18 protein-coding genes are annotated in these 21,742 nt (G+C 38.5%); 2 read left to right on the top strand and 16 right to left on the bottom strand.

Going from position 1 to position 21,742, the window contains the following annotated elements; translation table 11 throughout:
- Nucleotides 1-8 precede the first annotated feature (8 nt).
- The 11 genes from CD001_RS07620 to CD001_RS07570 form a co-directional block, all read right to left on the bottom strand.
- The gene (locus CD001_RS07620; RefSeq protein ID WP_096186925.1) at nt 9-1,466 is read right to left on the bottom strand and encodes a T7SS effector LXG polymorphic toxin; all 1,458 of its coding nucleotides are present in this window, start codon (nt 1,464-1,466) and stop codon (nt 9-11) included.
- Between the two features lie 17 nt (nt 1,467-1,483).
- Nucleotides 1,484-1,792: a TIGR04197 family type VII secretion effector gene (locus tag CD001_RS07615; RefSeq protein WP_096186924.1), complete on the bottom strand. Its 309-nt coding sequence runs from the start codon at nt 1,790-1,792 to the stop codon at nt 1,484-1,486.
- Nucleotides 1,793-1,797: 5 nt separating this feature from the next.
- Nucleotides 1,798-2,223, bottom strand: coding sequence for a YwqH-like family protein (locus CD001_RS07610; protein WP_096186923.1), 426 nt, complete (start codon nt 2,221-2,223; stop codon nt 1,798-1,800).
- A 15-nt stretch (nt 2,224-2,238) separates the two neighbouring features.
- Nucleotides 2,239-6,696 carry a type VII secretion protein EssC gene (essC, locus tag CD001_RS07605; protein ID WP_096186922.1) on the bottom strand — a complete coding sequence of 1,486 codons (4,458 nt, stop codon included), beginning with the start codon at nt 6,694-6,696 and terminating at the stop codon, nt 2,239-2,241.
- Between the two features lie 54 nt (nt 6,697-6,750).
- Nucleotides 6,751-8,019, bottom strand: coding sequence for a type VII secretion protein EssB (gene essB, locus CD001_RS07600; protein ID WP_096186921.1), 1,269 nt, complete (start codon nt 8,017-8,019; stop codon nt 6,751-6,753).
- 44 nt (nt 8,020-8,063) lie between these two features.
- The gene (locus tag CD001_RS07595) at nt 8,064-8,318 is read right to left on the bottom strand and encodes an EsaB/YukD family protein (RefSeq protein ID WP_306454063.1); all 255 of its coding nucleotides are present in this window, start codon (nt 8,316-8,318) and stop codon (nt 8,064-8,066) included.
- Nucleotides 8,319-8,326: 8 nt separating this feature from the next.
- Nucleotides 8,327-8,827, bottom strand: coding sequence for a type VII secretion protein EssA (essA, locus tag CD001_RS07590; protein WP_096186919.1), 501 nt, complete (start codon nt 8,825-8,827; stop codon nt 8,327-8,329).
- The gene (gene esaA, locus CD001_RS07585; RefSeq protein WP_096186918.1) at nt 8,802-12,227 is read right to left on the bottom strand and encodes a type VII secretion protein EsaA; all 3,426 of its coding nucleotides are present in this window, start codon (nt 12,225-12,227) and stop codon (nt 8,802-8,804) included. The genes essA and esaA overlap by 26 nt, the downstream gene beginning before the upstream one ends.
- A gap of 226 nt (nt 12,228-12,453) precedes the next feature.
- Nucleotides 12,454-12,750 (bottom strand): WXG100 family type VII secretion target, encoded by a 297-nt coding sequence (locus CD001_RS07580; protein WP_096186917.1) that lies wholly within the window; start codon nt 12,748-12,750, stop codon nt 12,454-12,456.
- Nucleotides 12,751-13,804: 1,054 nt separating this feature from the next.
- Complete coding sequence (locus CD001_RS07575) at nt 13,805-14,569, bottom strand: OmpA family protein (protein WP_096186916.1); 765 nt, start codon at nt 14,567-14,569, stop codon at nt 13,805-13,807.
- Between the two features lie 23 nt (nt 14,570-14,592).
- Entirely contained in the window at nt 14,593-15,291 is a 699-nt protein-coding gene (locus CD001_RS07570) for a hypothetical protein (RefSeq protein ID WP_096186915.1), read from the bottom strand.
- 447 nt (nt 15,292-15,738) lie between these two features.
- On the opposite strand from CD001_RS07570, the gene CD001_RS07565 reads away from it, so the two are divergent.
- Both CD001_RS07565 and CD001_RS07560 read left to right on the top strand, forming a co-directional pair.
- Nucleotides 15,739-16,479 (top strand): RNA polymerase sigma factor, encoded by a 741-nt coding sequence (locus CD001_RS07565; protein WP_096186914.1) that lies wholly within the window; start codon nt 15,739-15,741, stop codon nt 16,477-16,479.
- Nucleotides 16,480-16,497: 18 nt separating this feature from the next.
- Complete coding sequence (locus tag CD001_RS07560; RefSeq protein ID WP_096186913.1) at nt 16,498-17,937, top strand: hypothetical protein; 1,440 nt, start codon at nt 16,498-16,500, stop codon at nt 17,935-17,937.
- Between the two features lie 187 nt (nt 17,938-18,124).
- Here CD001_RS07560 and CD001_RS07555 read toward each other — a convergent pair whose 3' ends face one another.
- From CD001_RS07555 to CD001_RS07535, 5 genes are all read right to left on the bottom strand, one after another.
- On the bottom strand, nt 18,125-18,616 hold the full coding sequence (locus CD001_RS07555; protein WP_096186912.1) for a GyrI-like domain-containing protein: 492 nt from the start codon (nt 18,614-18,616) through the stop codon (nt 18,125-18,127).
- A gap of 227 nt (nt 18,617-18,843) precedes the next feature.
- Nucleotides 18,844-19,347 carry a GyrI-like domain-containing protein gene (locus CD001_RS07550; RefSeq protein WP_096186911.1) on the bottom strand — a complete coding sequence of 168 codons (504 nt, stop codon included), beginning with the start codon at nt 19,345-19,347 and terminating at the stop codon, nt 18,844-18,846.
- A gap of 306 nt (nt 19,348-19,653) precedes the next feature.
- Nucleotides 19,654-20,058: a VOC family protein gene (locus tag CD001_RS07545; RefSeq protein ID WP_179298649.1), complete on the bottom strand. Its 405-nt coding sequence runs from the start codon at nt 20,056-20,058 to the stop codon at nt 19,654-19,656.
- On the bottom strand, nt 20,051-21,127 hold the full coding sequence (locus CD001_RS07540; RefSeq protein WP_096186909.1) for a hypothetical protein: 1,077 nt from the start codon (nt 21,125-21,127) through the stop codon (nt 20,051-20,053). The genes CD001_RS07545 and CD001_RS07540 overlap by 8 nt, the downstream gene beginning before the upstream one ends.
- A gap of 242 nt (nt 21,128-21,369) precedes the next feature.
- The gene (locus tag CD001_RS07535; protein WP_257009742.1) at nt 21,370-21,723 is read right to left on the bottom strand and encodes a bifunctional adenosylcobinamide kinase/adenosylcobinamide-phosphate guanylyltransferase; all 354 of its coding nucleotides are present in this window, start codon (nt 21,721-21,723) and stop codon (nt 21,370-21,372) included.
- Nucleotides 21,724-21,742 lie beyond the last annotated feature (19 nt).

Genomic DNA, 21,742 nt, shown 5'->3' with positions numbered 1-21,742 from the left:
TCCTCCAATTAGCTAAACCAGCCTTTCATTCGATCCATTACTGACTTATCACTCTTGCCAAACTTGACATTTAGCAGAGCATTGGCTCCAATTCCTGCTACCACTCCTATCGCTGTCCCAACACCCGGTATTGGAATAGCTACAGTTGCTGCCGCCGTTATCCCAGCTTGGACGGCGCCACCTACGGCCAAATCAATGGTAGTATCTTTCGCAGCCCTTCCTAATGCACTCCAACCTGATAAGCCATCATCCTCAGCATCTCTAAAGTTTGTATAAGCACTTAAACCAGCTCCAAATACTCCTGCTCCTTTTGCTACTTTAGATAGCTTATTTGTACTTTTCTTCAAAACGTCTGTAAAAGCTCCTACAGCTCCTCTAGCTGCGCCATGAACCCCTGCTTTCGCAATCTCTTTTGCTGACCCAACAGGAGTTAACGTATTAGAACCAGCACCGAAATATTGTAATTCCGGATGCATATTTAATGCTTGCTGCCCCGTATTCGTCCAACCAGTTCTTCCTGGTCTTTGGTCAGCCGCTCGTAAAGTCGTTTGATTCGTTCTTGCACGCTGTTGCTGCACTGTATTTAAAGGTTGACCATTCTTAGGTAAACGATGATTCAAATCACGTCTTGCTTGACCATCTGGTTTTACTCCTAGCTGCTCTAATGCATCGCTTGTAGCAGTGATCCGATACCCTGTCCCTGTTGATGTTCGATGTTGCGATGTATTTAATCCCCCATCTTTTCCTGCATTGTACATAGCAGTACTTGAAGATGCGGTTCGTGATTGACCTACAACATTCCCGGCTGTACCTAGTAAAACTTTATTTTCATAAGCCCAGTCTAACCCTTCTTTAAACCAATTGCTATTATTTTGAGACGAGCCTCTCTTTGCCTCTATCTGACTTATTAACGACTCTATTTCGGTAATAATCGCACTAAGATTACTAATATCATTTTTTCCACTACTCGTAAATTCGGATAAATTCTTAGCTAATTTTGTTGGCACTTCAACGACATCCTCTTGATGGTTCGTAACATTGTTTAAGCTTGGTGTTGTAGCACTTGAGATGTCTGATACACTTTGAATAATGCGATTAATATCTTGCGAGACTTGAGATAGTTCATTATAATGATCATCGATTTTTGTAACTTGCTCTTCTAAATAGTTACTCTCAACAATAGCTGATTCATTAGCATCGACATTCGCTTGAAAGGCTTCAATATGATTGTCAATTGTTTTCGATAAAGCTGTGAACAAATCTTCAAATGCTTGCAGGATAGCTTTGTGTATTTGGTCAAAATATGCTTTTGAATTATCTGCTGTTTTCCCTTGGAATGTATCCATTTGAATGATTTGGTCAATATTTAAACGAACTTCATCAATTCCTTCTATAAAATTCATCGTTTCGTTATACTGTTCATCTGAAAATTGTGTAACTTCCTCTAGCTTTACTTTATGACTCATTCACTTCTCCTCCTCCCTTAGGATGGTAAAGGTTGTGATCCCGTTGTTGAATGGACATTTTGTCGAGCTAATTGTTCGTCATTTTCACGCATATCCTCTCCTGTTTCTTCCAAGATAGCTACATCTACTTCAATTATCTGCTTGTATTTCTTTAAGAGTTGTAACGATTCAACAAACTTTTCAACATCATCGGTAAAAGGAGAAATGTTCGTTTGGCTAAAGGCTTTATTCGCATTCATCTTTGATTCTAACCCTGTCAAAGAACTTCTTAGCTTATCGACGTTTGCACGAAATACATCGATATTAATCTTTACTTCTGATCCCATATCCTTCACCCTTTCTGTTGACTCATGCGTTCCCATCTAATTTGGTTATCGAGAGAATTTATTGACCATTGCAGGTTGCTAATGTTTGCTGCAAGCGATTGTCTTCGTTCTTCCGCTCTTCGAAGGTCATCTTCCATGCACTCCTTCGCATCATCCGCTTTGTTTGAATAGCGATTTACAGCAGATTGATAAGATGAGTACCGATTTGAGAAGGTCGATTCCTTCTCCCCTTTCCAACTACTCGCTTGAATTGTGAGCTTATCAATTTTTGATTTTGATGACCTCAGATCAGAAACTGCCGATTGTAAATTGGATACAGCTGTGCTTAACCTTGAAACTTCATCAGAAGCCGTAGCATGCTGTTGTCTTGTCTGATGGAGTTGATTCGAAACTCGATTCCTTCTAGCGTATAACGTATTCAAGTAACTCATTCTCTTCCAACCTCCTTATTCAGAGATTTTTAGTTTAATACTTTGATGATCCATTGCGTAATAGCATTCATATGGATTTGGATACTTTTCCTTTGCAATATATGCTTGTTTGAAAATATCCTGATCACTTAATCGCATGCTAATAAGCCCTACAATCGACTGTGTGCGAACATATTTGGCAATTGGATCGAAACTTGTTCCGATAAAGCTATAGTCTCCTGAGATAATAAAGTAGATGCCTAGCTTTGCTCCTTGTTCAAAGAAAGTTGTCATTTCCTCTATTGTGAGCTCACTTCTTTGACAGAAATCTTCTAAATCTGTAATGAAGATTAACCACTTCGGCATTCTTTCAGCACCTTGAGCCATCCGAATCTTGATCTCACTCAGTAAATCGTTCTTTACCGTCTTTTGACCTTCTGTTTCACAAATATAAGCACTAACCTCAGTAGCTTTCTCTGCTAACTCTTTATGAACCGTATCTATCAACATAAGTTGATAGTCATTCGCAAGCAGCATCATACTTTTTAAAAGAGACTGATTCATCCGTCTTAACCCTTCTTTACGGTCACTTACGACAATTAGCTGTCCAAATTTATGCGGATCAAAAGCTAACGGCTGAACTTCTTCAAACTCAAGACCAAGAGGTAGTTGTTGTTGACTAACAACCTCCTTCACCTTTCTACTCTGCTTAAATTGTTCAAAATCAATAACACCTTCTGGCATCATCGGAATCGCCTCTGGACGTTCGCCCTGCCAATACTCATCCATTCGCTTAGTAGTCGCTTGAATCGAGTCGATAATTTCTAATGCCTCCGTACCTTCTGCTGGTAACATCGTTTGAAATAAAGCAGGCTCCTCTAGCTTCACTAACCCTCGACCAGGGATTTCCTCAATCTCTAGATCCGTTCTACCGATAATAGAACGCGCTTCTGATTGTTCAATAAGGTAAAGAGGGATTTGTGTCTTAATATTTGATAGTAACGGCATTCGAAGAGCTCCTTGCCTTCCTGCACTAATCGTTAAATGAATGCCGACACTTGCTCCTTCGCGGGCAATTTGAGTGACTAGCTTCTCAAATTCCTCTGAGAAATCTGTATCTCTCACCGTGTCAAAGTTATCAATCACGATTAATAGATTCGGCTCGATCTCTCCGCTCGCTTTTTCATACATATCTAAGTTGGCTACACCGAATTGACTTAGAAGCTGTTTCCTTTTTTTGATCTCAGACGTTAATAAACGAATAAGCTTACCGATTTTTTCAATTTCATCAACGAGAATCGTATCCGCTACATGAGGTAAATCCTTTAACGGTAACAATCCATTTGTGCCGAAATCTAGCAAATACACATGGAAATGCTCCGGACGATGCTGTCTCGATAAATCCATGACAACCGTTTGTAAAAAAGTCGACTTCCCATATCCAGGACTCGCAAAGACAGCGATATGACCATCCTTCGTCAAATCTAGCGTTAATGGCTTCTGCAATTGAAGCTCAGGCTGGTCAAGCAATCCGATCGTTGCCCGTAAAGGCTTCTTCTCTTCTTCCCAAGCTTCTTCAAAAACAACTGGATGGAGCTCTTCTGTCGTTAATTGCTCAGGTAATGGAGGTAACCACGGTCTTGGTAACGGGGCAATTTCTTGCTTTTTCGTATATTCATCAATATGATCAATGACCGCATCGAGCTCCGTCGGCACCTTTTCCACTTGCTCTTTTTGACCTAATCCACTTAAATCTTCCGTTAAAATATCATATTGTCCTAACTCATTAATGGCATATATCGTCGTATCCACTAAGTCATAGTCATCCTGATCAGGAACATAATCTGCACCACTCCATGCACTTTGGAACAGTTCATAAATTTCGTTATTGCCAACTTGTAAATACGCACGACCAGGTAGTGTAATTTCTGCAGCATCTGGTGTTTTCAAAATTTCATTTGAATCGCTTGCATTTTGAACTTTTAATGCTAGCTTGAACTTGGAGTTCGACCAAATTTGATCATCGACAACTCCACTTGGCTTTTGAGTCGCTAAGATTAAATGAATCCCTAGTGAACGACCTATACGTGCAGTTGAAACAAGCTCTTTCATAAAATCAGGCTGCTCTGACTTCAACTCAGCAAATTCATCAGAAATTAAAAATAAATGAGGCATCGGCTCTTGAACTTTCCCTTGCTTATACAGCTTCTGATACTGGTTAATATGATTCACATCATTTTCACCGAACAGGCGCTGTCTCTTTTGGAGCTCGGCCTTAATAGACGTTAATGCGCGCATCGATTGACTACGATCTAGGTTCGTAATCGTCCCAACTAAATGCGGCAGCTTCTTAAATAAATTCGCCATACCTCCACCTTTGTAGTCAATTAATAAAAAGGCGACTTCGTATGGGTGAAAGTTAACACTAAGGGATAAGATGTACGATTGGATAATTTCAGATTTACCAGACCCTGTCGTACCGGCAACGAGCCCATGTGGACCGTGTGCTTTTTCGTGAAGGTTAAGCTGAACAATGTCTTCCTTTCCGCGTAACCCAAGCGGAACAGCTAAGCTTTTGTACGTTTCATTTGCTTGCCACCTAGTCGAAATACTTAATTCCTCGACCTTCTCCACTCCATACATTTCAAGGAAGGTCACACTTTCAGGTATTGAATTTTTTAAGCTTTGTAAATGATTAATCGGAGCAAGCGCTCGAGACACTTCTTCCTTATTAAAATTCAATGGGAAGTGGTCTGGAACAAAGCTACGATTGACCAACTCTCCTTCTTCTAAAATGATATTCCCGGTCTTTGAATCTCGTATATCTATCACCGTTTTTACATGCTCAGGCAAAGAGTGCATGACATCTTGAACAAAAACGAGTGATACACCTAGTTCACTTGGATCTTCATTAAAGAATTCCATGATCGTATGATCTAGGATCAGTTTTTCATCGGTAATGAGTACAACATAGTGCGGGAAGAAATACGTTTTTTCATTCGTATTTCCTTTCTCATCAATCACTTGTTTTCGTTCTTTCAATATTTGGTACATCGAATAAAGGACTTGATCTCGTGAACGCTCATGGTAGACAAACCCTCTAACATTGACATCACGTAAACTTGCGTGAGGGAGCCATCTCATCCAATTCCATTCGTCTTTTTCCTCTTCAGGAAATACCGTGATGAACTGAACATCATGATAACTTTGAAACAGTCCAATTTGCATGACTAATAACTGTAATTGCTCTAATACGAGATGTCGTTGACCAATGTAACCCACTGGTCCCTTCATCAAGGATGCCACGACGGGAACTTCATGAAGATCATCATACTGATTTAATAGTTCCCTTGCTTCATCTACTAATACATCTTTTTCTTGTGTAAACTCTTCTTCATTAAAGTCAATCTCAAAGCTTCTTTCTGCTGTACCTAGCCCTGTACGATAGTGAAGAAAATCATGATGAAACATCGTTTTTTCATACATTCTCGCATCAACCCGTACAGCCATGTCTCTCATTTGCTCGATATCCGGAAAATGGTATTGTAATGAATGTCTCTGCTCTTCACTAATCCGATAAAGCTCTTTCGTTTTTCTGTGTAAATACTCTCGATAGCTCTCTAATCGCTCTTTTGTGTCCGCTTTATATTTTCTTACATTTTTCACATAATAAATGACTGAAATAACAATGGTCGTCACGGTCATTGCAAGCATGACAACAATGTAAATTCCCCGTGGTTGAAAAATCGTGAGCAAAACAAGTGCCGCAATCATGACGAGCGGTGGTACAACCGTTCGAGCGATTTGCTCACTCGGCTTTGCCGGCTGCGGTGGTGGTTTCGCAATTGCCTGCTTTTTTGTCGGCTCGCGATAAATGACACGTGGAGAACGATGGTAATCTGGATACTCCTCACTATAATACGTATCTCGTTCCAGCAACTGCGTTAACGTCGAGGATCGTTCCTCTTGAAAGAGAGCAACTTCCATATCTTCTGAGTTAATCGTAATTGAGATTCCATCAACATAAAGTCGATCTCCTGGTTCAATTTTGCGAACACTGCCCTTACAAACATAATTGTGATAAACCTCACCACGATTAACCGTTAATTGAAAGTATCGCTGTTCTGATGATCGTATAAGTGAAAAGTCAGCCTCCGTTGACTTCAGTTGAATATCGTGTTGTTCACTATTTCCAAACGTCACAGTTGAAACCCCTGCTAAATCATAAACGATGACTTCATCCTCTTCTCTTACAAGAAACTCGATATCAGTAGCGTCTACTTGAAAACGAGTCCGTTTATTCGGGGAAAGTACTGCCCCCTTAAGAGCACATGTTTCTCCATCCCAAGTGATCACAAAAGATGCTGTTAGGCTCGTAAACGTCACCGTAGCAGACCAATCACTACTTACCGTTATTTCTTTTGATATACCTTTAGGTAAGGAGCATTTGTGCAACTGCTTATCAAAAAGAATGAATAGTTTTGTTTGTGCCATGATTCTCTTCCTCTCTCATTCAGCCCATCTTGCGTAGCTTACGATGCCACATCGTTACTCATCTTCGTCATCATCCACTTCTTCCTCTTCATCGGGGTCTTCATCAAGCTCTTGTTCTTCATTTGCTCCTTCTATTGGCCTTTCATCTAATGACTCTTCTTCCCCAACCTCAATATAATCATCCCGATACCGATTAAGTTCTTCTTGAAGTCTACGTACTTCTTCATCTCGTTCCGAACCGCTTACTTGAGGGTCGTTTCGTACTTGTTCAATTTGCTTAATTAATCCATACATAATTAATTGAGGGTCATCAATGAACATCGCTTTTTCTATCGCTTCATCAAAGTAGCCGCGACCATTTAATATCCAGTAAAGTAAATAATCCACATCACTACGTAAACTGACGTTTCTCATAATCGCTTCTTTTTCTCTATCAGATAAACTTTCAACTTGTATATAAGAATAGGCCAAAATATATTTTGTTCGATATGGTAATCGTTCAGGATCTTCTCCTCTAAGCGTTGAAATGACACCGTTATAATCAGAAGACAAAAATTCACCATGAGCATCTAATAATTTCTCTTGGTAAGGAGCTTTCACGAACATGTAATAAAACAAAGGTACAGCTAAAACAACCGATAACGCGATCGTAATAATGGATAGCTGTTTAAATAAACGAAACCGTTTGATTGGGACAGTTGTCATCGTTTTTTCCGTTTTTTGCTGCTCTTTGCGATAACAGTCTTGAATATATTTGATCAATTCTTCGAGACTTTTCGTCTCCTGAATATGACGTTCAAATTCTGTATCCTTCACCTTATTTAATGAACCATTGTATAGATCATCAAATGTATACTGCTTCGAGAACAAGGCAAGGATGAAACATTTATATTGCAGGAAAAAGTCTTCCTCTTCCCCGGCGTAAGGTGGTAACAATTGCCGTATCCCACGATACATAATAGCTGGCATTAAGTTATCATCAAAAACGACGTTATTAGGATGGAGATAGAAAGTCACCCTAGAAGATAAATAATGTTTCAGCTTTGCCAAGTTGCAAAGTAATCGGAGCTTCTCATTCCGTTGAAGTTCCTTTATATCCTTCCATTTCTTTTTTTCTTCTTTCACTACAAACGAAAACCTAAAAAGATCCTCTTCCTCTTGCACAGAGACTGGCAAAAAATATTCTGAAGGTGTTGTAATAAGCCCCAATTGCTGAATATCTTTCACTTTCGTTTGAGACTTTGCTAATTCTGTGCTCCACTCTTCACCTTCGATTTGAACATGAAGAGTGAGAGAATCAAATTGAACCTTTTTTTCCTTCATAACGTTGACCCCTTCACCTTTTCAACAGACCTTAACATTCTGTTCTATAATACTTGTAAAATATCTCCATCTGTAATTGGGTAATCATTTAAGCTATCATCATCTGTAATGAGTAACTTTTTCGTTACTACCTTTATGGCACAAAGAGAAGAATCCGGTCGCTGTAAACGGATCGTCTCAGAGACGCTTAACAATAGTTGCTTTACTGTTACTTGGACTGGAATACGTAAATCGTATACATCGCCACCCCAATTATGAAAATCAATCGTTACATTAATATGTGTTGACTTAACCATCATACATTCTCCTAATCCATCACTTGTCGCATCATCGTAAACATTGCTCCAACAATCATCGTGACAAATCCGATAATGGAAAAAAGGAGGACGTTATTCACGCCCTCGTTAGGCTCTCCTGCATATTCACGGTTTTCTGTTGTCGGAGCCATATAACTGTCTGTAAAAAGTGATTCTTGTACAAGAGCGACTGTCGCGTCCGGTTGACTTTCCATTTCAAAAATAGATTGTTGAAGTCCCTCAAGCCACTCTTCTTGCTCCGTCTGCTTTGTATCAATGATTTCCCGTGTCTCATCTCTAAACAATTCTGGAAACTCCTTCTCAAGTTCTGTTACCGTGTTCGTTCGATCTCCTCCCCGATTACTCCCACTAATACGATCGAGATCCATGTTTAACTTCCCTTTTTCGGGACTACTTGGCTCATCATCAGCCATTACTGTGAACGTTGGTAAGAGTAAGCTCAAGATGAGCATACAAAACACGACGTTAACTAGCTTTTGAAGAATCTTCATCGTCCTTCCCCTCACTTTTTGTAGAACGGTTGAACACTAGCAAATTAAGAAGAACACCTATCATGCATAGTACGAACAAAATAAAGAAGGTAGCTAGATAATTAATCGAGCTATTTGAAGCCTGAACTAAAACATTTTCTACATATTGTAACGGTGAGTATGCCCGTAATCCGCCACTTGCTCCAGAACCTAAAGCTCTTGTAAACAATAAATACATAGCAAATACTGCAAGTAGTAAAAACATCCCGATCATTTTCAATTGACGTAACAAGTAAGTTGATAGAAGGACCATCGTTAAGACAAGAACCGTTAGCAGAAGTGTCCATAACACGAATGGAGTCCCGTTCATTCCTAAAATGTAACTTGAAATTAACCCTATTGCTGCACCTTCAATGACTCCGATACCGACCGTAATAATCGTAATAGGTGTATTTTGAGAGAAGATTGTTTTCTCTCCTTCAAATTCATCCTTTGCTAAACGACGTTGATGACTTGTTGAAATCACATACGCTGTAAAGAGCGCAACGATAAAGGCAATTAATACGATAAAGTATGGTGTGAATGTATCACCAGAGACGATAACGCCATCATTTTTCGTTTGAACGGGATTTGATAAGAACTCTAATAAATCCTCATTTTGTCTTTCACCAATTCGACTATTTGCTAACACTTCGGTAAAGTTCTCAACAAACGCTTCATCGTCCACTAATTTATTTGTCATATTAATCGATAGTTCTTCTGCCTGACTGATTAAATCATTTCCACTTTCTTGGATCGATGTCGCTTGATGATCAATTTCTTCAAAGGTTTGATAAACAGTCTCTGCTGTAAAGAAATTGCTTTGTGCTTGTTCAGCAAGTGCTTCACTTGTTGTTAGCAGTGGCATAAAGTCATTACTTAGTGCTAAAATGGCCTGTTGTTCTTCTTGACCAGCAGCCTGGACATCAGACTGTTCATCGATTAACGCCATGCTTCGATCACGCCAGTCCATAACATCTTCTAGCACTTCAGAAAGGCTTTGATTCATTACCAGCGCCTGTTCTGTCGTAGAAACAATTTTCTCAACAAGCTGATCCATTCGATTTTCAGCGCGGTTTGAACGTTCATGATACAGTCTCACTTGCTCATATAACTGTTTAATCGGCTCTCTAATTTCAGCTGTAACACCAGACGTTACTCGTTCCACAACATAGTTCGTAATCAAATCATCTAACTCTTGAACATTAAAGAGATAGTATAGAGAAGACTCTGTTGCTAAGTCAGACAAACGATTTCCTGAAAACGAATCTCTTAATTCTGGTGAACTCATATCTAACCCGAAATAAATCTCTAATAATGCTGATAGTTTCTGATAGTCACTAATCGTATGCTCAGCAGCATGAATAAGAGCTTGCGTACCATCATCTAATATTGGTGACATAACTCGATGATGAATATAGTTATTAATCACTGTTACCTTTTCAATAATCGGCTCAGGCTCTTCCTCATGGCCTTCTTCATTATCTTTCTCATCTTGATGATCAGGCTCATCTAATTCTTCAGATTCCTCCTGATCCTCATGTTCTGTGTCTTCCTCTACGTCTTCATCAGGATGCTCTTCTTCTCGCCCTTCATAATCAAAATCCTCTTCATCCTCACGGTTGCCGTTCCCTTCCTCTACTTCGGTTCTATCGGTATCTTCAGTTCTCTCTTCATCTGTGCCTTCTATCACCGTATTTGCAAGTAGAGGAGCAATGGAAACTTCGTAACCTAATTCCTCATCTACATAGTCTACATCTGTAATGTCTTCCTGTAGCATATCCCAACTCCAAGTTGCAGGTTGGAACACATCGATCTCACTATTTGCATCTTTCAACTGAAGTTGAATACGAACAGTGAATACCCCTTCATCATTAGCAGGTAATTTCACTTCCCCATTTTCTTTATACACATCGGTATAATCAACTTCATCAGAACCTGGTAACGTTAACCACAATCGGTTTAATTCATATTCTTTCGGAATCGTTAAAGTGAACGTTTGACCTGACTTTTCATTCGCTGGTAGCTCAACAGAGTTCGTCATCACAACGCCTGTTTCAGCTAATCGATTTTTTATTTCTTGAATTTGGGTAGATAAAATCTCACTATTATCTAACTCGTCAGGTGAAAAATTATATTCACGATTATATTTTCTTGCTGTCGCAATGACATTCGTTAATTCCAATGTCATTTGATCAGATAAACCAGATTCATCTATATCTCGTATACTTAATGATGGGAGCTGATTAATATGCGCTTCGATCTTACGATGAATGTTTCGATCTGGATGTCTAAATAACGAATTTAAACTCGTCAATTCATTTTCAAATGCATGACTAAAAATTCCTGACAAGCGCCTTGATATCGTTCTTTCCATATTTGAGTGAAGTGTTTCTTCTAAATCCTTCTCTAAATGGGTTACTTGCTGGTTTGCTCGATCAAAGAACTCTCGTAACAAAGCAGCATCAGAAATAATCGTTGCATTCTCTTCTTGAAGTTGGAACTGATTATAAATCCGCTCATTTGCTCGAACGAGCTGGTCAAGCTGTGTTTTCGTATCCGTATCATGAATCGTTGTATTAAATTGATTTAAAGAGTCATAGAATCCTTGTGACAAAGCTTCATTCGATTCTGTTAGACTCGCTACATCATTAACATTTGATACAAAGTTTTGACTTGTTTCAACCTCTTCTGTTAAACGATCTGTAAAGGAGTCCAACGTATCTTCTAAACTACTAAAGCTTCCTCTTGAGACATCTGTAAAGTCCTTCACTGTATTAAATTGATTTGTATAGTTAGAAAGCGGGCTCTGAATAGCCGTATTATATGTAGATGTATATTTCGCCTGTTCATCAACAATATAGCCAATTTGATCCTGCGCCTCATGCAAGTTTCCAATCACACTAGCAAAATAAACATCAATGACGCGTCTGTTAAAGTCATTTAATATGTCACTAGCTGCTCTTTCAGCCTCTGCCCTAATTTCATCATTCTCTGATGCATTGATTTTATAATTTAGTGTCACGGGCTCTGGTGAAGTGGAATCCATTGAGAGCGCCTTAACAGAGAAGTCATTTGGGATCACAATCATCATGTCATAAGTTTGTCTTTCCAAGCCGCTCTCAGCAACACCACGACTAACAACAAACCAGTCATGGTCAAGGTCGTGATCGACGCTCCGAACAAAGGCATCTCCAAAAGCTAATCGCTCATTATTAAACATTGCACCTTCATCTTCATTTACTAACGCAATCGTCATTCGGTGTCCAGCATCGTTATTACTTGTATGTGTTACTTGATTTAAAGCCACATAAGACAAGCCAGCAGCTAGTGCAAGAACTAATACTAAAAATGCGATTAACCGTAGCTCTATTCTTTTCATCTTGTATTCCTCTCCTGCTACTTTTTCATATTCATCAGAATACTACTATTAAAAATATCTATTAATTCATATAATGGAAAACAAACTATATTATTTTTAAAAATAAAATCGAGTATAAAAAATCGAATATTGCTCTCACTTAATGAGTATGAGCTACACAACATGTCGTCATGTAGCTCATTTACAGTTAAGTAAACCTCAAAAGCTACTTATCTCATTGGTCTTCTTATCTAAGACCAAAGTTTTGAGAAAGAGCTTCATCCTGTTGCGCAACCGCTTCAGCCGTCTTAATTAATTGTGCTTCAATTTCTTGCATTAAACGAGAGAAGTCTTGTACGCGAGGACTTAATTCTCTAAATTGATCATCAAAGCGCTCAAATGCACGCCCTTCCCATTCTCCTCTTAACTCTTCCTGCAAGTTTGATAAGTCTCTTAAAATTTGATCAATTTGCTGTGAGCTCTGACCGTAACGCTTAGCCTTTGCTTGCAGTTGATCAGGAGTCATACGAATTTGGCCTGCCATGAATACTCATCTCCTTTTTAAATATCGGGAAATTACCTACGATTAAAGTAGCAAAATCCTCTTCTTTTGCCTATATTATGGTATTACTGGTAAATTTTTTAGTCAATATAAAACTGGTATTTTTTACTAAAAACCGATATTTTGAACTGTCTACTTAAACGATGATCACTCATCGAATATTACTTCCTACCTATTAAAAATAAGAAAATTGTCCCTATATATCATTTCTTTCTGTCGAAAACTACATAAAGAAATTACGTATTAATCTGTCCATTTGTCCTTTTATTATCGAGAATACTAGAGAATAGCACCTCTCTTCATGTTCACAAAAAGAAATAAACTCCTGATTTCGTATTGTCTATCATATATCTGAAAGTTTAAATACTAGGTTATCGACGATACAATGTGTAAAGCGATCGAATAGTTTGAGGGAGTAGCAATAAATAAACCGTTCGGTTGGATGAATCTTGTTATGAAAAAGCGACATAACTAGAATCGAAGAGGAAAATTGACATGTAGGAAACACGATTAAAAATTTTTTCGAAGAAGCAAGCGTCTTATCCAGTTAGAAACATGTGACGAAACGTGTTTCAATTGGCTAAAAAGAAAAGGAAGTGACTAAAAGCATAATACATAAGCAAAGCTTGATTTATCGTTGAAGAGATTCTCAGCAAGCGAATGATGCTTGCCGAAATTCCTATACTTCGTGCAAGCCTTTGTTGCAGTTATACGATCATCCATAGGTCTTATGGGTTCTGATAGTAACTAAAAAAGAGACTTATCGAAGTGTTTGCCTAAGAAAAGCTACACTTACGAAAAGTCTCCTATCTCTTTTGAGTTTCTCCATGGATCAAGAGTATCATTAAAACTGTCATAAGGTTGCAACCATTACAATGAAGCTAGTCATCGAACTAAATATAGGGATTCTTTAATTCCAGACAGTAATGTATTACATTTAATTGCAAAAACGGTTCAATAAGACTTGGCGGTTACAGTAATTCCCTATTATCTAACCTTTTTACATTGAATGTATCCGTTAAATTAGCTTGGCAGTCTATTCACTATTAGTGAACCCCTCAATGGTTACCTCAACTCGTCGGTTTTTCTGCCGGCCATCTGGGTTATCTGATCCATCTGCGTGACTATTTCTTGCAATTGGATTTGTTTCACCAAAACCTTCTGCTGTAAGTCTCGTTTCATCTACACCTTCCTCGACAAGCGCTTCTAAAACGGCTTCAGCCCTACGTTTTGAAAGGTTTTCGTTATATTCCGGACTTCCATGATTATCTGTATGACCAGCAATATGTACAGCCTCATCTGTTGCTTCAATGACTTGAACAATTTGAGCAATGACCTCATCAGCTTCAGGACGAAGATTGTCGTCATCGAAATCAAACATAACGTTTCCTGGCAATGTTAGTAATGTACCTACATCTGTATCAACAGCATTAAACTCACTTAAGGTTTCGATCATCTCAATTTCTACTTGTGATGAACCATCTATCCCTTCTGTAACAATTGCTCTACTAGATGGCACTTTTCCAGTGATCGTACTCGCGTTTATTATTTTTTTTAACTCTTCTAAAAACGGCTCTACCTTAACCGTAGATGTTGGGATCGAATCTTCCTTCTCTTCGCCATTCATTTCTTCATCCATGGCGATATGAGTCTCTTCCCCCTCCACCCTTTCAGCGTCTGGCACTGAATCAGAGGAACCGATACAAGATGTTAACAGTCCCATAAATAGAAATACTACTCCGACGAAACTAAATTTCCTTACTTGTTTGTTATAAGGTAGTCGTTTTGTTAGCCTCTTCACGGAATCCACCTTCTCCCATCATACTACCGTCCTAAATCAATATTTTCAAAATCAAACTGTGGATTACTTGCAATCGAGCTATCACCACCATAAGTATCATTTAACGTTAAATTAAGGGAACTCGCTTCATCTGGGAGCATACCAACAAATACGAGAGATGCTGTCATACGATCTCCTTCAGGAATATCGAGGTTTTCATTCTCTTCAGGTGGGTGGTAAAAATACTGTACGTCCCCTAGATCATCTTCTAAGAAGGCTCCACTTCTCCCTCCTGCTGTAATAGAAACATCTCGTTCAGCTGCATTAATAACACTAATATTGACAGTAATATATTCTTCATTAAAATTAATACTTTCTAATGTCAAAATCGTCCCGTTATCATGGTAAACCGTTTCATCAACTTCCAATGTTTCTGGTAAACTACTTTCTCCTACCTCTTCAGATAAATCATCTTCTCTACTTTCTTCTGAACCATTTTGCTCTCCTGAAGCTTCAATTGTCTCTTCAGAGTCATTTTCTTGCTCATCTTCAGTTGCTTCCTCGTCTTGATTGCTAGACGTATCATCCGAATCGTTTGTTGCTTCGTCAGCTCCCTCATTTGTTTCATCAGTATCAGATGCAGCATCTTCATTGGAACAACCGACAACCATCGTAGCTATAAAAAACAAAATGATAATAAACATGATTAAATGTCTATTTACTTTGATGTCATTCATACTCATTTGATCAACTCCTTATTGATATTAATGAGGTTGAGTCACCAACCTTTAACTATATTGGATAAAAGTTCCACGATTGTACAGTAAACTATTATAAATTTGCATAAATAATAAAGCAATATGAATAAGATGAATGATATAAATACCCATCATATTGACTAGATATATAGTGAGCGGACGGATACTGTTATTAGGTACTTTTACCCATCCTTCATGTCATTTTAAAATTATATTTATCATTCTAAAATAAGCTCCATCACCCTTCCAACCGGTGAACAAAGCATAGATTGGTTTGGCCATAAAGATAATCAATTCCCAATTTAAACGCTATTCATTTTGCATAGCAAATTGTATATTTAGAATAGTTAAAATTTTTCAGAATGAATCATGTAAGGTTATATGTTGTGATGGCATCTAATGATGTAGCCGTTGTAATAGGGGGGTAATCGAATGACTACTTTGACTGAAACGAACAGTGAATCACTAATCGAAGAAATGGACGATGATGCTCTTATTGAAGTCGCTCGTACCGGTGACCGAGATGCATTCGGAGAACTCGTACGCAGGTATCGTAACAAAGCTATGTCTTGGGCCCAGATGATAGCGAAAGATCCTGAGACGGCTGAAGATATTGTTCAAGAAGCACTCATTAAAGCCTTTCTTCATATGGGGACGCTCATAGATGTTAGTCGATTTACTCCATGGTTAAAAACGATTGTCCGCAATCAGGCAAATATGAAAATGCGTCGGGGTGGTCCGTTTGCAAAGGAGCAGCCTTTTACACATATTGAATATGCTCATCAAATAAACGTTGATATAGATGTTCATGATATAGACCATATTTTATATCATTTATCCCAGCGTGTGCATGAAAATATGTATCTTAAATACGGAAATCCTGAAGCTATGCTGATAAAAAAGGACGTATTAGACGGTATTCGAAACCTATTACACTGCTTATCTAAAAAAGAACGTCAAGTTTTTGAAGCTTACTTTTTTCAACAAATTACCCCAGCTGAAATAGCAAGCTTATTTGGAATGACCATAGGTAACATCTACACCACCCTTTCTCGTTCTCGTAATAAAGTAAAGCGAGAACGAACTCGTATTTATATAAGCGGTTATTTTAAAAATTATTTTGGCAAGGAATCTCAAAAAAAGAATATACTAGCCAAACCTATGCGCATTTAAAAAAGGAGTGAAGAATTATTGGATACTCAACCACCGACTAAAACAATGACATCCGCTGCCCAATCAATATTCGCTATGCTACAATACACAGATAAAAAGGATTTATCCTTAGCAGAAGTGATGGGATATACAACACATGCTTTTCGTATCAATATACACCCTGAATCCGTCAGCCCTGCTGGTCCAACTATGTTTGCCCCTTATGAACTCGTATCGCAAAGCTTGAGAACGCTTGGCGTGTATACGAAGACCCGCAGTGAACCAACACCACAATCAGATAAAGATTTAGCAGACACGATCCGTTTAATGCAAGGTCGTATCGATACTGGAGTACCGATTATTTCATGGGATTTATTTGCCCCGGAATTCGGCTTGATTTATGGCTACGATCACGAGAAACAAGTGTTTCATGCGAAAGATATTGAAAAAGATGGGACGATTAAATATAGTGACCTTAATAATCGGCGCTTTAACCATTTATTTGTGTGCGGATTCTCTGAAACGACGCAAAAAAGCAAACCGATCATGCTACGCGACGCCCTAAAAAGAATCATTCAACATGCATACGGGAAGTCCCCTTATGCATCACCAGAGTATAAGCATGGATTGTCAGGGTTTGCAGCGTGGATCCAAGCGTTTCAAACTCGTAAAATGGATGTATTCGGTAATGCTTACAACACAGCTGTCGTTGGAGATGCTCGTGAACATGCTCACCATTTTTTCTCCATTTTACATTCAAAATGGGAGATATCTTCCGATGTAGACCGGCAAGTTAGAGACTGTCTTAAGGAAGGCGATCATATTTACAAAAAAGTGGCAGCGTGTTTTCAATCTCTCCAGGAAATGTTTCCTTTCCCTCAAGGAGGAGAACCAAACGATGCTGTAAACAGTCAGCAGGCGATTACTCTATTAAACGAAGCATACAAATGGGAAAAAGAAGGAGTCACTTTGCTAGAAAAGTTGTTTAATATGTTGGAACAGTACGATGATGAGACCTTCATGACTCCTTTTCTGGTGAAGAAAACGTTCCAGTTTGCTGGTGAAAGGCATACATGTCAATATGAAAATCTAATAACTGACGTTCCACTCAAAATGAAAGAACTGACCAGGAAAGATGAGGCCATTGTTTCTCGTACAGTTAATATGCGCTTAACAGCATATGAAGCAAAAGAAAGTGACGATCAAGACATTGTTTCCTATATTGTCGCACGCCCAGTTAGTTTTGAACCGTATGATTTACCGGCTAGTATAAATTATTACGATGTTACTCACGAATATGCTTATATTAGAGGGAAAATAGTAGAAATAGAACAAGCGTATGCAACCCTCGAGCATTGGATAAGAGATCAAGGATACGAGCAAGACAAAAGTGCTTTAACGATTGAATTATTTCGTCCAGTACCACACTTCGATGCGGACGAAGAAATTGAAATATATATCCCTCTCAAAAGACAATAAACGAATCATAAAAGTATGAAAAAAGACCGAACTTGAGTCATTGGAATTATCCCTATTCACTCCATTCGGTCTTTTTATTCACACCTCATTATTTTTTGATAATCAAATATCCTCAACTGAGATATTGACGCCATTGTTAACATAGGTGGATTGATACATCTTTGTCGCTTTTTACTTTATTACAGATTTAAGATTGCTTTACAACAGGGATTAAAATTTCAAAGTGTGGGTCTTTTTGATCGCGATCGATTGGATACCTTTCATGTTTAATCGGTAGGTGATCGAAATATGTCTCCCCAGGCTCTGTATACGCATTGTAATCACTATCGGCTAACCATAATGAGATGTTATCGTATGTTTGCCCAATACTTTCACCCTTTTCATGCTGTGTAACAACATATGTCATTTCGGGTACTCTCATTTCAATCATACCTTTTGGGATTTCTTGATCTTCCGTCACTTCATACACGGAATAGTGAACAAATCCATCCGGACGCAAATGATACGATAAACCTAATTGAATATTCGGATCCACAGCATACTCCAACTCACTTACCCTTTCACTCACTCTATGGATTGTGCTTTTTAATGCGCTAATTTCTGACCAAGGACCATCCCATTTTAACCCTATTGCTCGATAGGTCGGCCTTGTTACAATTTCGTATTGAAACGTTTTCAAATGATATTCATCCTTTACTTTTTATTAGTTTTTAGTTGTTCTATATATTCACTACACAAGCTTCTCATACGTTTTGCGATAACGATCCGTATTTCTTGTTGGCCATCCACCCTACTTGGAAGCTTATTATCACCTTGGTTAAACACATAAAAACCTCACCACAGCTGTCTGTTTTTGAATATCTCCAACTAGTCACTCTTCCTTGTTGAACACCCCATCTATACCAATTATGACGTCTTTGTGAGTGCAAACCAAACTTCTATAATAGATTCGTCATTGTCATTGTCTTTATATCGCTCATCGTAATACTCAAAACAAAACGTGTGAGCTGCTCTATACTCTCTCATCGCTGGTTCCCATTGACGATAATAATGGTCATAGGCTTTTCCGATACCATCGATGATACCTTGGTAAGTTACGACCGCATACGTCGAGGCAGGGACGTCAGCAGCAATCATTCCTTTTGGCGGCTCTGATTCGATGTTAGAAACTTCGATTGAAGCTAAATATTTCAATGGAGCTGCCGGTCCTGCATTTGGCTGAAAGCGTTCAAGGCCATACGTTCTGTTCGGCATAGCATTCGGTATCTCTGACTTTCGTTCATTAAACTCCCTCCACAAATGTGCAATCTCATTTTCCGCTGGATTCGCATCATTCGGAGTCCAATCAATTTCTAAACCAACTACTTGAAATGAATCCTTGTTCTCGATTCGTGTATCAATGATTCTCATATGATCAACCCTTTCTTAAGTTATGTTTAATAGGCACTGGGATGTAGGTGGTTCCCACCCTTTGTATCATTGGTTACTTCACCATCCTTTCTTCACATACTCTGTCATCGCGGCCGTCATTTAATGCCGTATATAACTAGATGCCACAAGCGGTAAAAAACCTAACATCATCTCGAAAAAAATTATAAAATACTCAAAATTACCTTGACATGAATTTCACAGCATTAGATCGAATAAGGCATATATCCGTGCTATTATAAACATTTTCTACGAACCGAATGGAGTATTTCTCTATCAATTTGAAATCTAACACCCTCTAAACTGCGATAGATGTAAGTCTGGGTAATTGTTAACCTCAAGTAAATGACCATCTAAATCACGAACTGTAAATGCTTTATAAGGTCCATTTATCCCTTTGCCGTATTCGCTTAATTCTTGTACGTTTTCATTGTTTTCTAATAGTTTATTATAAAGTTTATCAATATCCTTCGTTTTGAAGCTGAGTACTGGTAATCTCTGACCATTCATTGAAAAATGAATTGGTTGCTTAATTGCGGTCTTTTTTAAGAAGAGAAGTGGTCCTTGCTTTAGTTTAAGGTTGGCATGATTATCCTCCATCCATATTCGTTCATAACCAAAAACCTCGATATACCAATCAACGGAACGTTTAATATGAGTCACAGGCAAGTAGATTTGAACAAGTTCATTCATGATGTCTTTCACCCCTTTCATCATATATAATATGATAAATCTCTTTTAACTGACCAATAGCTACGGCATCTAACTCTTTTAGCTCCGTTAACGATGAGATGGTTTTTTCAAGCAATTCGTGATCTGTGATTGGTTCTAGCGGTTGTTCAAAAGGGAAGTTTTGAGTGATAGACTTCGTTAGACGAGCCATCTCTTCATACATCCCTGTCACCTTCTGAATCATTGGATCGGTAGAGTATGGCAAATGTTTGTTTATGTCTTGTAAAAATAGAACTGCATGTCGCTTTGATTCATCGAATGTGTCCATGATGAGCCCAAAATAACGTCTCAGCAACGATTGATCTTTTAAAGCATTAATGACACATCCATAGGCTGGACTTCCAACTAAAAACATACGCCTCCCTCTTTCGAACGAATTCGCTTCATTCAATTTTATGACAAATTTGAGGGCTTCCTTAAACGACGCTAGCTTATTCTTCGGTTCGTTTTTTTTGGCCCAATGCAGTGAAATTAAGCTTCGTATCGGTTGATGTTTTCCTTCAGCACGCTGATTGACACAGTTTATGCATGGACAGTAGCCATACCCCAGCTTCGTCCACGGAACGACATCATCACAATAGTCGTATCCTGCATGCCAGGAATGTGTATAGTAGCCTTGATGATCATACCCGTACACAAGTGATGTTTCATCATACAAGTCCAAATCACTGGCAAAGACTGGACATCCTGAGTCGAGAGCTGCTCTTGCTTTCTCCCATGCCTTAGCTTGTAGCTCTTTAAATTTTTCTCCTTCTGCTTGGACATGTATCCCCTCTATTTGTATCCCTATATTTCCGGCCATTTCATACACTTCTGGCACTGGCACACTATGCGTTTGATTTAAGCTTTCATCCACAACCGTTAAAAATGCAAGTCCAGTCATCCCAAAAATGCAAGAAGTCGATACTGGGATTCCATAATAGTCTGCCACAGATTTAATAGCCCCTATTTGAGAATTATCAATACCAGAAAAATGATAGTTAGACAATATTACCTTTGATGAAACTTGATTACGGTTATCGTTTTTCATACTACTCCTCCTCCCTTCATTTTAATAAACGTAAGTAAAACTCATTTCCTTACACCACCATTCAAAAATAATGTTTCCCCTCCCAAAAGAAAGAAGCTTCCCACAAGTTTTGTCAACTTATGAAAAGCTTCCTTAAAATATATGTCAGCGAAATGTTAACATCACACTCTCACATTACTAATAAACCTTCGTTAATTGTCATGATCGATTCCACAATCACAGAACTTCTTTAACGATTTTTGTTATTTAATTTTTCTCGACAATCCATGCCATACGTATTGAACATCATCTGATGCTTGAGTTGCGTCCTGTAACAGCCATCCTGCTAAATCCCTCAACCTTCTTTCAGGTTGTTCTAATGGCACAATTCCCCTTCCGATCTCCATCATAATGAGAACAATCGTTTCGTTTCTTTTTTCTTCCTCTTCTTTTAGTTTGTGAACCGTATCTCTTAGTCTATTTTGAATGACCAAATCGTCAGCATCTTCCTTTAAATCCTCTTCAATCCATTTCTCCCAGCCTTCCAAAACTAACGTCGTGTTTGCTTCCCATTGCTTTTTCCAGTCATGGAGTGAATCTCCCTTGTATGCTGACATCCAACTAAACTCTTTATTG

Source organism: Evansella halocellulosilytica (assembly GCF_002335745.1).
Lineage (GTDB): Bacteria > Bacillota > Bacilli > Bacillales > Salisediminibacteriaceae > Bacillus_CA > Bacillus_CA halocellulosilytica.
This window is presented reverse-complemented; position numbering and strand designations above follow the sequence as displayed.

Bases quoted from the DNA above. Each gene is read 5' to 3' on its own strand.
- CD001_RS07620 (WP_096186925.1), bottom strand. From the start codon at position 1,466: ATGAGTCATAAAGTAAAGCTAGAGGAAGTTACACAATTTTCAGATGAA.
- CD001_RS07615 (WP_096186924.1), bottom strand. From the start codon at position 1,792: ATGGGATCAGAAGTAAAGATTAATATCGATGTATTTCGTGCAAACGTC.
- CD001_RS07610 (WP_096186923.1), bottom strand. From the start codon at position 2,223: ATGAGTTACTTGAATACGTTATACGCTAGAAGGAATCGAGTTTCGAAT.
- essC (WP_096186922.1), bottom strand. From the start codon at position 6,696: ATGGCACAAACAAAACTATTCATTCTTTTTGATAAGCAGTTGCACAAA.
- essB (WP_096186921.1), bottom strand. From the start codon at position 8,019: ATGAAGGAAAAAAAGGTTCAATTTGATTCTCTCACTCTTCATGTTCAA.
- CD001_RS07595 (WP_306454063.1), bottom strand. From the start codon at position 8,318: ATGATGGTTAAGTCAACACATATTAATGTAACGATTGATTTTCATAAT.
- essA (WP_096186919.1), bottom strand. From the start codon at position 8,827: ATGAAGATTCTTCAAAAGCTAGTTAACGTCGTGTTTTGTATGCTCATC.
- esaA (WP_096186918.1), bottom strand. From the start codon at position 12,227: ATGAAAAGAATAGAGCTACGGTTAATCGCATTTTTAGTATTAGTTCTT.
- CD001_RS07580 (WP_096186917.1), bottom strand. From the start codon at position 12,750: ATGGCAGGCCAAATTCGTATGACTCCTGATCAACTGCAAGCAAAGGCT.
- CD001_RS07570 (WP_096186915.1), bottom strand. From the start codon at position 15,291: ATGAGTATGAATGACATCAAAGTAAATAGACATTTAATCATGTTTATT.
- CD001_RS07565 (WP_096186914.1), top strand. From the start codon at position 15,739: ATGACTACTTTGACTGAAACGAACAGTGAATCACTAATCGAAGAAATG.
- CD001_RS07550 (WP_096186911.1), bottom strand. From the start codon at position 19,347: ATGAGAATCATTGATACACGAATCGAGAACAAGGATTCATTTCAAGTA.
- CD001_RS07545 (WP_179298649.1), bottom strand. From the start codon at position 20,058: ATGAATGAACTTGTTCAAATCTACTTGCCTGTGACTCATATTAAACGT.
- CD001_RS07540 (WP_096186909.1), bottom strand. From the start codon at position 21,127: ATGAAAAACGATAACCGTAATCAAGTTTCATCAAAGGTAATATTGTCT.
- CD001_RS07535 (WP_257009742.1), bottom strand. From the start codon at position 21,723: ATGTCAGCATACAAGGGAGATTCACTCCATGACTGGAAAAAGCAATGG.